Raw genomic sequence first — 11,921 nt, forward strand, 5'->3', positions numbered from 1 at the left:
ATCAAGGGAGCGGTCCGGGGTGCACCGTTTCGAAGGTCTAGTCTCTCGTCGCAGAGGTTCAATGAAAAGAATTCTTATTTCGCTTCTATTGCTTGCCGGCGTGCTGGTGTCGGACTCCCTCGCTGACCAGCCGGCAGGCAAAATCGTAGACCGCTTCAAAAAAGCTTCCGGCGGCAAGTCCGCGGCTCGGCTCAAAAGCACTCTGATGACCGGAAGCGTGAAGGCCGGCGACGGAGCCGCCGGCCGCTTCAGCTATCAGACCTCGGCTCCAAACAATCTTCGACTGGATCTCGAAGTTGGCGGATCGAAGGTGAGCGAGTGCTACAACGGCAAATCCGCCTGGCGGCTCGATGCGCGCGGGCTGCGCACTCTGTTGGGCGATGAAGCGAAACGCCTGCGCCTCGAAGCCTTGCTCTCGAACAGCCGCCTCAACGACCTCCAGCGCAATCGCATCGTTCCACAGCTGGGCGGCAAGACGACGATCGACGGGCGCGATGCCAACGCGATCGACTTCATCAAGGACGGCGTTCGCGTGAAACTCTACTTCGATGCTTCAACCAATCTGCCTGTGAAGCGCGAGCGAGAAACTGCCGACGGCGTCGAAGAAACGTTCTACGGCGACTACCGAGCGGTCGACGGCGTGATGGAACCGTTCTCACTCAAGATCAAGAAAGGCGGCGTCGAGTTGTTGGTGACTGTCGATCGTGTAGAGCACAACCGCGCGGTCGAGCTGGCGGCCTTCCGCTATCCGCAGGTGGAGGGCTCGCGTCCGTTGCCTGAGCTCGAGCCTCTGCTGAAAGCCCTCAACGAGAACCAGGACAAGATCGACGAGATGCGCGACCGCTATACGTGCCGGCTGGTCGAAATCGAGCGCAAACACGACGGTGACGGACGAGTCAAAGAAACCGTGACGCGCACGTACGAAGTCACTCCAATCGGTGATCGGTCGGTCGAGCGGCTGATGAGCGTCAACGGCAAGGAGCTGTCGGCCTCCGAGCGCGAAAAGGAAGACAAACGCTTTCAAAAGGAAGTCGAGGACACTATCAAACGTCGCGAAAAGAAAGAGCAGAAAGATGAACAAGCCCGCGCCAAAGGCGAGAAGGAGAAAGAGGACGATGGCGTTGAGATCAAAGATTTCCTACGCGTCAGCGAAATCACTTCGGTGCGGCGCGAGATGTTTCGGGGTCACGAGGTGATCGCATTCGACTTCGAGCCTCGCAAGGGATTCAAGCCGAAGAACCGCGGAGAAGATATCGTCAACAAGCTGGCGGGCACGATCTGGGTCGACGAAACGGCCCAGCAAATCGCTCGGCTCGAGGCTCGGCTGACCAATTCGTACAAGATCGCCGGCGGGATGCTCGCTTCGATTGGAGCTTCGACAGCGTTCAGCTTTGAGCAGGAAAAAATCGGCGATGAGGTCTGGATGCCCTCTTCGATGGAGGCGAACCTCTCAGTCAGGTTGTTGTTGCTGGCGAAGTTCAATCGCAGCGTCGAACGGCACTACAGCGAGTACAAGAAGTATCAGATCGATAGCAAGTATGATTTGACCAAGCCGAAAGAAAACGCCAAGCCATAGAACACTCTTCCGGGGGTTCCTACAACCTCCATCAACGGCACAGACTGCGTGCAAACGCCGGGAATTCCACCCACGCCAGAGACTGAGTGAAGACTCCTGAAATCCCACCCACTGGCCGTGGGTGGGATTCCCGGAGTTTTGATACGGTCAGCCTGCCCTGTTGCTGGACAACCGTTCGACCGCGTTGCTAGAATCTGCGGCTTCACGATGGGCGGTAAAAGGCGGCCTATAACAGCTTGGCTTCTGACAACTCGCCTTCAAACGATGATGAATCGCTAGCGCTCACGGCTCCCGAAGCGGTCGAGCGCCGAGTCTGGCGTAACATCTTCGCCGTCGTCGCCATCGTAGTCGTAATCGCAGCATTGGCAGCCGATTTGAGGTTCATGCTGGGCCTGATTTTGGGCGGCGGGCTCGCCTTGCTAAACTACAAATGGCTGCACTCGTCGCTGCGAGCCGTGGTGGGGGCGGGCAATGAGAAAGCGCCACCCGGAACGATGATCAAGTTTGTCGTTCGGTGGTTGGTAATCGCAGCCGTAGCGTGGGCCGCCAACAAGACCGGTTACTTTGACGCTATCGCCATACTCGCGGGCTTGCTGGCGCCGGCGGCAGCGGTAATGATCGAGGCCGCTTACGTTGCCTACAAGACCTTTCGAACAAGGGAGAACGATCACTGATGCTGGCACCGATTCTGGCGCTACTGCAGGAAGGACATATAGCCGCCGCTGAGACCGCCGAGCACGCGGCAGGCTCGGGTGAGCACGCGGCCGAGCCGTGGCTCGTCGAGCAGGCCAACCATATTCTCGGCCCGGCCGTGCTCAGCATCGAGCGAGTGGTGATGCCGCCCATTTACGGTCTGTTCGGCGCCCACTGGCACGAGCCCGCTCCCGGCGAGTTGGTTATCCCCGAGCACATCGTCTGGACCGCCCTTCTGTTTATCATCTGCGTTGCAGGCGTGCTGCTCATGCGCGGAAGGTTGTCCGTCGATCGGCCATCAAAGGGACAACAGATGCTCGAAGTCGTTGTCGAACAAATTCGCGGACTGCTTGATCAAGTCATTGGCCCTTATGGCCGCCGCTATCTGCCGGTGATGGGTTCATTCGCAGTATTCATCCTGGTCGGTAATCTGATGGGGCAAATACCGGGCCTCGGGGCGCCGACCGAAAACATAAACGTGACTGGCGCTCTTGGAATCACGTCGTTTCTCTACTTTATTGGCAGCGGTTTTCGACAGCAGGGGCTGAAGTACTTGAAACACTTCACCGGCGGGCTGACAGGCGCGCTGCTGATATCGTTAGGGTGGTTGATCTTCGTAGTCGAGATAGTATCAAACACCGTGCGTCCGGTTACGCTCTCGCTGCGGCTCTTTGTCAATATGTACGCCGACCACCAGATTGGCGGCGCATTCATGGGGCTTATCGCGCCGATCGTTCCGATATTCACGATCCTGCTCGGCGTGTTTGTAGCTTTCGTGCAGACCTTCATTTTCATAATGCTCTCGATGGTCTACTTGTCTGAGACCGTGCCGCACGAAGAACACGACGCCGAAGAACACGGCCACGGCAGCGAAGCGGTGGCCGAAGCGCATTGAGAGAATTTTGGATTTTAGATTTTGGATTTTGGATTGACTCGCGGATGAGCCGCCAAGAATCCAAAATCCTGGTTCAGACGGCTTTATTTGTACCCGAACCGGAAGGCAATGACAGTGAAGCTCTTTTCATAGAAGTTGATGGCACGACGTCGCTGGAGCCTTGCTAAAAGGGGGGCAAGCGTATACCGGGCGCGTGGAAATAATATCGAGCGGAACCTGTCACACCTTCTCTCTGATAACCCGAGCTTCGGCAGCCGGTGCCCTAGGGTTGAGAACGGAACTACGTTTTGTATCTCCGACCCTTTCCACCAAACGCTTGGCTGGTCGAAACTCTAAGCCGCCGAGATGTCGATCGGCGTTGAGGCCGACAGCAGACCTCAGGAGAAAGACGATGATTAAATTGAAACTGTTAGGGATGTCCGCGCTGATGATGCTTTTCACTGTGGCGACGGCGATGGCCCAGGCACCGGGGGCAACAGGCGCCCCCAGCACCGGGAATTCGTGGTTCTTCCCGGCGATGGGATCGTTCGCAGTCGCTATTGCGGCGCTGGGCGGGGCGCTGGGCGACGGGCGCGCAATTGCCGCGGCCTGTGAAGGCGCCGCGCGCAATCCAGGCGCCGGCGGCCGCATATTCACTATGCTGCTGCTTGGGCTCGCGCTGATCGAGACTCTCGTGCTGTTCACGTTTTTGACTGTCGTGCTGAAGTACTGATTTGGAGTCAGGTGCGAGCGGACCGATAAAAGGGAGGCTTCACGGCCTCCCTTTTTATTCTCGGCCAGAGGCGATAGACTCGCCTTGAAGCCGGCTAGGTTCTACGAACTTCAAGTTGTCGCTCCAGGTACACTCGGAACCCGCGATAAACTGAAGTCTGTCGGACATTCTTGGAGTAACGATGGATTCATTCAGAGAGAGCCTTCTTAAACTCATCACTGAAACCTCGACGAACCTTCCGCCCGATGTTCGAAACGCGATGGCGGAAGCCGTCGCCGAAGAGAATCCGGCGACGACCGCAGGGACTGCGCTTGCCGTCATCGCTACAAACATCGACATGGCTTGCGACACCGAAGGCCCGATTTGCCAGGACACCGGAATGCCCACCTTCGAGATCAAGACTCCGGTCGGGGCGAACCAGATCGTGATGAAGCAGGAGATCCATGAAGCCATCGCCGACGCCACTCGGCTCGGCAAGCTGCGGCCCAACTCCGTCGATTCGATCACCGGCGCAAACTCCGGAGACAATCTCGGTCCCGGCACACCGGTCATTCACTTCCATCAGTGGGAGAACGACGACGAGATCGAAGTGAAACTTCTGCTGAAAGGCGGCGGGTGCGAAAACAAGAACATTCAGTACTCGGTTCCGGCTGAGCTTCCACATCTCGGGCGCGCGGGCCGCGATCTGGACGGCGTTCGCAAATGCATCATGCATGCGGTCTGGCAGGCGCAAGGTCACGGCTGCAGCGCCGGCGCGATCGGCGTGTGCATCGGGGGCGATCGCACGTCGGGTTATCAGCACGCAAAAGAGCAGCTCTTCCGAACGCTTGACGACACGAATTCGGATCCCAGGCTTGCCGAGCTGGAAGACTACGTGATGAAGGCCGCGAACACTTTGAACATTGGAACCATGGGATTCGGCGGCGGCGTCACTCTGATCGGCTGCAAGATCGGCGCGCTCAATCGCCTTCCGGCGAGCTTCTTCGTGTCGGTGGCGTATGACTGCTGGGCGTTCAGGCGGCTTGGCGTCGTGCTTGACGCGAAGACCGGCGCGATCAAACGCTGGCTCTATCGCGATGACAAAAAGACCGAGAAGCGAATGGCGGCCGGCGAAGGGTTTCGACTAACCGGCAAAGAGAAGCCGCTGGTCGCGCCGATCAACGAAGAGCAGATTCGCTCGCTTGCTGTGGGCGACGTGGTGATGATCTCCGGGGAGATGTATACCGGGCGCGACGCGGTGCATTCATATTTGATGAAGCACGACCCGCCCGCCGACTTGCGAGGCTCGGTGCTCTATCACTGCGGCCCGGTGGTGATGAAAGACAACGGGAGCTATCGAATCACCGCCGCCGGTCCGACGACCAGCATTCGAGAAGAGCCTTATCAAGGCGACATTATCAAGCGCTACGGCGTCCGCGCGGTCATGGGCAAAGGCGGGATGGGTGCGCGCACGCTCGCTGCGATGAAAGAAGCGGGCGCGGTGTACCTCAACGCGATCGGCGGCGCGGCTCAGTATTATGCTCGCTGCGTCGAACAGGTCCTCGATGTGAACCTGCTCGAGTTCGGGATACCCGAAGCGATGTGGCATCTGCAGGTGAAAGACTTTCCGGCTATCGTGACCATGGACGCACACGGAAACTCGCTGCACGCCGACGTCGAGAAGGCCTCGGCAATGATGCTCGCCAAGCTGGCCGATCCGGTATTTTGACCGCGTCAACAAGGTCAAGGAGAGCGCCAGGCGAGAGCTACGAGAGATGCTTCGCGTGAAGCGGCGATTCTCGGAAGCTGTTTACCGGCACTGTTGTGATGCAAGCCGGCATTTCTCGAACGCCTGATTATCAACTCACACCTGTGCACGCGTTGACAAAGAGCCGTGCGACGGCAAACAATCGCCGCGTCACAATCCCACTGGGAGGGAGGAAAAGCAATGATTCGGCGTCTTGTTCTGGTTGCGTCTCTCTGCGTGTTAGCATCTCTTCACTCCGCGGCTAACGCTCAAACGACTGATGTCATAAGCACTCGCGACATGAGCGACATTAACTGGATGGAGTTCAAGGAAGCCGTTCCGTCGAAGATCAACACGGTCATCCTTCCAACCGGTACTCTCGAGCCGCACGGCGTGATAAACAACGGCGCGGATATCACCGCGCCCATCGGCATCGCTCGAAAGATCGCCCGTGAAGTAAACGCGATGATCGCGCCGATCATTCCTTACGGCATGACTGGCAGCATGGACGCTTACCCCGGCGCGTTCTCGATTTCCGAAACCGCTTATCGTGCATACGCTCGCGACGTGATGTCGGGGCTGGCGAAGACCGGCTTTCGCAATATCATCATCATCAACGGGCACGGCGGACCCCAGACGGCGGTACTCAACCAGATCGCCATGGAGATAGGTCAGGAGAAGCACGTGCGAACGCTGGTGATAAACTGGTGGAGCTACGCTTCGGACGTGACGCTTTCGGTCTTCGGCGAAGACGGCGGCCACGCCGGCTGGAACGAAACGGCTTTCATTCAGGCGATTGATCCGAAGCTTGTCCACAAAGAGCGTTATTCGGATGAGTTGGCCACGCCCAACGCGGCGCCGGGCAGTTACTCAGCTTATCCCGCGCCTTCATCGATCGGGCTGTACAAGGAAGGTCAGGGTTACGTGAAGTTCGATCAAGCGAAGGCGGATGAATACTTCGCGAAGGTCACGGGGAAAGTCGCCAGGCTAATCATCGACACTCGCCGCAAGTGGGATATGGCGGGGTTGTTTGAGAAGTAAGGAGCATAGAGTATTGGTTCAGGGTTCGGGGTTCAGGGTTCCGCGTTCAGAGTTCATGATGCTAGATGCTAATTCTGAAACACGAACCCTGAACCCTGAACCGTCTTTGACGCATCGCTTTTCCTTGATTGACACGGCGGCGATGACCAATTAGTCTGCAAGAACGCTGCCAGGAATAGGCCCGGAGAGAACAGACTATGATCTGCGCGAAATGTGGCGCCGAGAATCGTGACGGATCAAACTTCTGTCGATACTGCTCGGCCCCGCTGACGCCAACCTCGGGCTACATTCCATCGGTTCCGCCGCCACCGGTACCAGGAGCAACCGCACCCTCGACTTACTATCCGCCTCAGAGCTACCAAACGCCACCCTGGCCGCCTGCGCGGCAGGTTGTTCCCACAAAGCTGTGCGCCCGCTGCAACTCAGCGAGCGTCGTCAAGGGCTCGGTCCCCTTGTGGGCGATACTCGTTGCGGTCATCGGCGCCCCATTTACTTGCCTGCTTTCACTTCTGTTTTTGCTGGTCAAAGACCCGAACAAATGTCTCAACTGCGGCCTCGAGTTTAGGTAGTTTCCCTTTCCGCGAAACAGTCGTTCTTATTCTTTGTCAGCTTTTCCTCTGGTCTGAATTCGTGTGCAAGTAAGCGGACTCGCTTCATTCTAAGAACAACACACGACAGAATGGTAGAGGGTCAACCCCTCTCAAACAGATTTAGTTCCGGTGCATGCCCAAACCGTGCTGAGGTAACCCGGGATCACGGAAAGAGGACATGCAAAACAACGCTTCATTCTTAGCGATGATTGAGCAGCCGTGTATGATTTCGCGGCTCACAGATGAATTGCGGGAAGCCTTGCGCGAGTTCCGCGAGGACCCGATGGCTTTTGTCACAACCGCGCTCAAACGAGATGCCGTTGGGAGCCGGCGCAAGATGCTTCTACGAGTGGGGCTCGCAATCGCCATTTTGTTTTACGCGATTGCGTTTGTATCGATGCTGGTCTTCTGGTCGCTCGCTCAGCACAGAGCGCGAGTTCCTCACAGCGGTGAGTTCTCGACCATCGTGTTGAAGCTGCCAGGCTACTGGCCTAAGATCGAGATCCCGAGTGGCGAAGATAAACCTGGAGGGGGCGGCGGTGGTGGACATCAAACGAACACGCCACCTTCCGATGGCGAATTGCCAATTTCTTCGCTTACCCAACTAGTGATCGCTCCAAAACCCGAGCCTCAACTTACCCCGCCTGCCCTGCCGGTTATCGAAAAGGTGATGGTCGACCCTCGTATTCAATTCAAGCACGACGACCTGAGCCCTACTGGTCTGCCCGATGGCACAGGTCTGATACCTTCGGCGGGCACGGGCTCCGATAGAGGGATGGGCACGGGACCGGGCGGCGGAATGGGTACAGGTGACGGACCTGGCGTGGGCCCGGGCAGTGGCGGCAACACTGGCGGAGAGAGTTTCAAGCTCTCAGGAGCGAGAAAGAGACCAGCCGTTCAGCAGTCGGTCGTCGATGAGCGACCAGTGCTCTTGAACCGGCCCCGGCCTATGTTCACCGAAGAAGCACGTCGCAACAAAATCCAGGGGGTCGTGCGAATGAAGATCCTTATAGACGTGAGCGGCAAGGTTACGGAGGTAGTCGTGACTCGCGGTTTGCCCGATGGTCTGGACCTGCAGGCTATCCGTGCCGCGTATCAGATGCGCTTCAGACCCGCGATGAAAAACGGCAGTCCAGTTCCCTACTGGCTGAGCAATGTCGAGGTTGAGTTCAATTTGAGGTGAGGGGTTCGTTCGAACGAGAGCCGTCACGGGCGGCTCGTTTGAACGCGGCCTCTCTCATAAGCCCGCGGCGGTGTCAGGTCATCCGACACGTTGTAGTAAAACGCATCGCCGTCGAGCCGCAGAAAGACGAGCACGACGTCTTGTTCAGGGTCGTATTCTTTGACGACATCCGCGATCTCTCCATTCGGCCAGCCGCCGCGCGTCGCCAGACGCTCGCTGCCGTCGGCGACATAGTAAGTGGGCACGTGAAGGCCCTCGCCGGATTTCGAGGCATTTCTTAGATCGATGACGACCACGCCGCGGCCTTCACTCAAATACTTCTTCCATGCAAACGCGGCGAAGTCGCGCCACTGGGATCGGACGAAGGTAATGTGCGCGTCGGGCGTATCTAGGTCTTCAATGCGACCGGTAGGCAGTGTTAGACCCATAGAGGCAATCTACCTCAACGCGGCAAGGGTTCCGGCAAATTTGCAATCGCATAAGCCAGCACCACCATTACGGCGCTATTCTCAGCAAGCTCGCGCGGAACTACTTTGTCGAGCGTGTCGGCCGCGGTGTGATGATAATTGAAGTAGGTCCGATTGTCCTGAATCGGAGCAAGCGTCGGCACTCCGGCAGCGTCGAGCGGGGAGATGTCGGCTCCCTGCGCATCCTGGCTTTGCCTGATGATGCCCGCGCCTGAAGTTTGCAGCACGGCGGTTATCGGCCGCAGCATTTCCAGGGCTTTCGCATTCACGTGAGCCGAGAAGCCGACGGGATGGCCGGCGCCGAGATCACTCTCGATGGCGGCAATGTGATTCCCAAATTCTGCCTTGTGGTCTTCCCCGTAAGTTTTTCCGCCCATCAGACCATTCTCTTCGTTCATCCACGCGATCACCCGGATGGTTCGTCTGGCTCGGAATCCAAGCCGCTTGATCAACTGAACGGCTTGCATCGCGACAGCGACCCCAGCTCCGTCATCGATCGCGCCGGTGCCCAGGTCCCACGAGTCCAGATGGCCGGAGACTATGATCACCTGTTCCGGATGCTCGGAGCCTTTGAGGTCTGCGATGACGTTGTAACTTTCGACATCGGGCAGCGTTTGCGGAGTCAGCGTTAGATGCATGCGAACTGGCGCTTGAGCTGTTAGATACGCGATCAGGTCTGCGTCTTCTGCGGCTACGGCGGCGGCTGGAATCTTCGGCGCGTCGCTGGCGTAGCCCAAAGCGCCTGTATGCGGCAGGCGATAGTCAGCGCCGCCGACCGACCGCACCAGCGAGGCAACCGCGCCGAGTCGAGCTGCCGCGCTGGGTCCTGCGCCGCGATAAATTACTGCTTCGCCGTAAGCATCAAGCGCGAATCCTTGAGCGGCCTTTTGTTTGTCGAAGCGGGTGTTGAACAAAACGATTTTGCCCGCAACCTTTTCACGCCCCAGCGATGCGAGATGCTCGAAGCTGTCGGCGACGATCACCTCGGCGGTCAAGCCTTCGGCGAGAGTGGCGACGCTACCACCAAGCGCAGTCAACACGATCTTCTGCTTCGTTCCCGGGGCCTGGCCGGCGAACCGCACAAGCTCCCCGGTCTCCGCGCCCCGCACCCAGTGGGGAACCATCACCTTCTCGAGCTGCACATCGAGCCCCAGGCGCCGCAGTTCAACGGCGACATACTGGACGGCTTGCTGAGCTTGCGGCGACCCGCTCAACCGCGGACCTATGTTGTTACACAGGTAAGCGAGCTGAACATAGTCATAGTCGCTCGAAAGTGCTGCGGCTTGCAGTTGTTTCAACTGGGCGATAAGCTGCGGAGAATACGAGTAGCCGGCGCTTCTATCCGTCTGTTGAGCGATCGCTTGTGCAATGCAGAAAAGTGCCAGGAAAACGGTAAGAACGCTTCGGGGAGCGGAAGCCTTTCTGACTCTCATCCGCGAGATTATACGGGAGGCCAACTCATTACAACAGCGCCGTGACGATGTTCGTCACGCTTGGTTGGGCCTAAAACTTGGGGGCGGTCAAAGGACCGCCCCCGCCAAAGCTTGAAACAGATTTTGGCGATTGACGCCGGTCAGTCTAGCGTCACTGAAACGAAGGTCATTTGACCGCCGCGTTCGATCTGCAGCGTGACTTCTTTCTCGCCCTTGAGGGACGCCATCGCACTGACGTAGTCCTGACGATTGGTAACCGGGGTTCGGTTTATGCGGTGAATAACGTCGCCAGCTTGAAGGCCCGCCTCTGCCGCAGGACCATCCGGCTGGACGTTTTGAATTACCACGCCGGTTGGGACCCTCAACTTCATCTCGCGAGCCAACTCAGCCGTCAAGCTCGAAATTGAAATTCCGAGCTTTACCCCTTCCTCTTCCGGGCTACCCTTATCCGGTTGCGCTTCTTCGCCATTTCTGGGAGGACGTTCGCCTAGCTTGATGGTGGCTGTCTCAGCGCGACCATCGCGCACATACTTGAGCTGCGTCGCCTTTCCAACTGGTGTGTCGGCAACCATCTCGGTTAGCTGCTTCGGCGAGGTGACATGTTTACCGTCGAACTCGACGATGACGTCACCGCTGCGAAGCCCGGCGTTTCCCGCGGGACTGTAGTCTCGAGGTAGATCGTCTACCAGGGCGCCGTCGGTACCGGTATACCCTACCGACTTGGCAAGCGAAGGCGAGACTGGCCGCAAGCTAACGCCAAGATAACCGCGCGTGACCTTACCGTTTTTGATCAGCTGGGCGTAGATCTTCGTCGCTAGATTCGACGGGATTGCAAAGCCTATTCCCGAGCTTGCCCCCGTCTGCGAGAAGATCAGAGTATTGATGCCTACCACTTCACCCTGCATGTTGATGAGCGGTCCCCCGGAGTTGCCGGGGTTGATCGATGCATCGGTCTGGATGAAGTCCGTAAACTGGCCGCCAACTCTACCGAGGTCGCGTCCGGTTGCTGAGACGATGCCGGCAGTCATCGTCTGCTGAAGGCCAAATGGACTGCCGAGGGCGATCACCCACTCGCCCTGCTCAAGCCTGTCAGAATCGCCGAGCCTTGCGAAGGACAGGTTCTGCGCATCGATCTTGATGACCGCAAGATCGGTCTCGCTGTCTTTACCCACGACCCTCGCTTTGAGCTCGCGTCCGTCCGCGAGCTTCACATTAATCTGCTCGGCGTCCCCGGCTACGTGATTGTTGGTTAGTATGTAGCCGTCGGCGCTGATTATTACGCCCGACCCTGTTCCTCGCTGGCGCCGCGGCTGGCCGAAGCCGGGAATTTGTGGAAAGCCTTCGGGCAGTTGGATCGAAGCCCGCTTTGTCTTCTCGACGACGTCGATGTTTACGACCGCCGGCTTGACCTGCTTTGCCACGCCTATGAAAGCCCGCGATAAATCCTGGGGCGAAGGCAACTGCGATTGCCCTTGCGGCGCAAATGCCTTTCCCTGAAATTCAAAGCCGAGACCCGATGCTACTGCCAGGGTGAGCGCGAAAAAGAGAATTGCCGCGCCGCCCATTCTCAATCTGGTCTTGGTACTTAAATTGGTATCCATCATC

The 11,921-nt window shown here is 58.0% G+C and carries 11 protein-coding genes; 8 read left to right on the forward strand and 3 right to left on the reverse strand.

What is annotated here, in order from left to right; translation table 11 throughout:
• Positions 1–61 precede the first annotated feature (61 nt).
• The 8 genes from AABO57_13030 (at position 62) to AABO57_13065 (ending at position 8,416) form a co-directional block, all read left to right on the forward strand.
• Positions 62–1,576: a hypothetical protein gene (locus tag AABO57_13030; protein ID MEK6286657.1), complete on the forward strand. Its 1,515-nt coding sequence runs from the start codon at positions 62–64 to the stop codon at positions 1,574–1,576.
• Between the two features lie 236 nt (positions 1,577–1,812).
• On the forward strand, positions 1,813–2,250 hold the full coding sequence (locus AABO57_13035) for an ATP synthase subunit I (GenBank protein ID MEK6286658.1): 438 nt from the start codon (positions 1,813–1,815) through the stop codon (positions 2,248–2,250).
• Positions 2,250–3,164, forward strand: coding sequence for a F0F1 ATP synthase subunit A (gene atpB, locus AABO57_13040; GenBank protein ID MEK6286659.1), 915 nt, complete (start codon positions 2,250–2,252; stop codon positions 3,162–3,164). Before AABO57_13035 ends, atpB begins: the two co-directional genes overlap by 1 nt.
• Positions 3,165–3,555: 391 nt before the next feature.
• Positions 3,556–3,876, forward strand: a complete 321-nt coding sequence (locus AABO57_13045; protein MEK6286660.1) for an ATP synthase F0 subunit C — start codon at positions 3,556–3,558, stop codon at positions 3,874–3,876.
• A gap of 181 nt (positions 3,877–4,057) precedes the next feature.
• Positions 4,058–5,584 (forward strand): FumA C-terminus/TtdB family hydratase beta subunit, encoded by a 1,527-nt coding sequence (locus AABO57_13050; protein MEK6286661.1) that lies wholly within the window; start codon positions 4,058–4,060, stop codon positions 5,582–5,584.
• Positions 5,585–5,803: 219 nt separating this feature from the next.
• On the forward strand, positions 5,804–6,643 hold the full coding sequence (locus AABO57_13055; GenBank protein ID MEK6286662.1) for a creatininase family protein: 840 nt from the start codon (positions 5,804–5,806) through the stop codon (positions 6,641–6,643).
• 197 nt (positions 6,644–6,840) lie between these two features.
• Positions 6,841–7,212: a zinc-ribbon domain-containing protein gene (locus AABO57_13060; GenBank protein ID MEK6286663.1), complete on the forward strand. Its 372-nt coding sequence runs from the start codon at positions 6,841–6,843 to the stop codon at positions 7,210–7,212.
• A gap of 199 nt (positions 7,213–7,411) precedes the next feature.
• Positions 7,412–8,416 (forward strand): energy transducer TonB, encoded by a 1,005-nt coding sequence (locus AABO57_13065; GenBank protein ID MEK6286664.1) that lies wholly within the window; start codon positions 7,412–7,414, stop codon positions 8,414–8,416.
• 23 nt (positions 8,417–8,439) lie between these two features.
• On the opposite strand, the gene AABO57_13070 is transcribed toward AABO57_13065, so the two are convergent.
• The 3 genes from AABO57_13070 to AABO57_13080 all read right to left on the reverse strand — a co-directional run bounded on the left by AABO57_13070 (position 8,440) and on the right by AABO57_13080 (position 11,920).
• Positions 8,440–8,844: a hypothetical protein gene (locus AABO57_13070; GenBank protein MEK6286665.1), complete on the reverse strand. Its 405-nt coding sequence runs from the start codon at positions 8,842–8,844 to the stop codon at positions 8,440–8,442.
• A 14-nt stretch (positions 8,845–8,858) separates the two neighbouring features.
• Complete coding sequence (locus AABO57_13075) at positions 8,859–10,316, reverse strand: M20/M25/M40 family metallo-hydrolase (protein ID MEK6286666.1); 1,458 nt, start codon at positions 10,314–10,316, stop codon at positions 8,859–8,861.
• Between the two features lie 140 nt (positions 10,317–10,456).
• Entirely contained in the window at positions 10,457–11,920 is a 1,464-nt protein-coding gene (locus AABO57_13080) for a trypsin-like peptidase domain-containing protein (GenBank protein MEK6286667.1), read from the reverse strand.
• Between the last annotated feature and the right edge of the window lies 1 nt (position 11,921).

It is taken from the genome of Acidobacteriota bacterium (assembly GCA_038040445.1).
Lineage (GTDB): Bacteria > Acidobacteriota > Blastocatellia > UBA7656 > UBA7656 > Onstottus_A > Onstottus_A frigus.

What these genes read in the sequence shown, in the direction of transcription:
- AABO57_13030 (MEK6286657.1), top strand. Translation starts at nt 62, where the DNA reads ATGAAAAGAATTCTTATTTCGCTTCTATTGCTTGCCGGCGTGCTGGTG.
- atpB (MEK6286659.1), top strand. Translation starts at nt 2,250, where the DNA reads ATGCTGGCACCGATTCTGGCGCTACTGCAGGAAGGACATATAGCCGCC.
- AABO57_13045 (MEK6286660.1), top strand. Translation starts at nt 3,556, where the DNA reads ATGATTAAATTGAAACTGTTAGGGATGTCCGCGCTGATGATGCTTTTC.
- AABO57_13050 (MEK6286661.1), top strand. Translation starts at nt 4,058, where the DNA reads ATGGATTCATTCAGAGAGAGCCTTCTTAAACTCATCACTGAAACCTCG.
- AABO57_13055 (MEK6286662.1), top strand. Translation starts at nt 5,804, where the DNA reads ATGATTCGGCGTCTTGTTCTGGTTGCGTCTCTCTGCGTGTTAGCATCT.
- AABO57_13060 (MEK6286663.1), top strand. Translation starts at nt 6,841, where the DNA reads ATGATCTGCGCGAAATGTGGCGCCGAGAATCGTGACGGATCAAACTTC.
- AABO57_13065 (MEK6286664.1), top strand. Translation starts at nt 7,412, where the DNA reads ATGCAAAACAACGCTTCATTCTTAGCGATGATTGAGCAGCCGTGTATG.
- AABO57_13070 (MEK6286665.1), bottom strand. Translation starts at nt 8,844, where the DNA reads ATGGGTCTAACACTGCCTACCGGTCGCATTGAAGACCTAGATACGCCC.
- AABO57_13075 (MEK6286666.1), bottom strand. Translation starts at nt 10,316, where the DNA reads ATGAGAGTCAGAAAGGCTTCCGCTCCCCGAAGCGTTCTTACCGTTTTC.
- AABO57_13080 (MEK6286667.1), bottom strand. Translation starts at nt 11,920, where the DNA reads ATGATGGATACCAATTTAAGTACCAAGACCAGATTGAGAATGGGCGGC.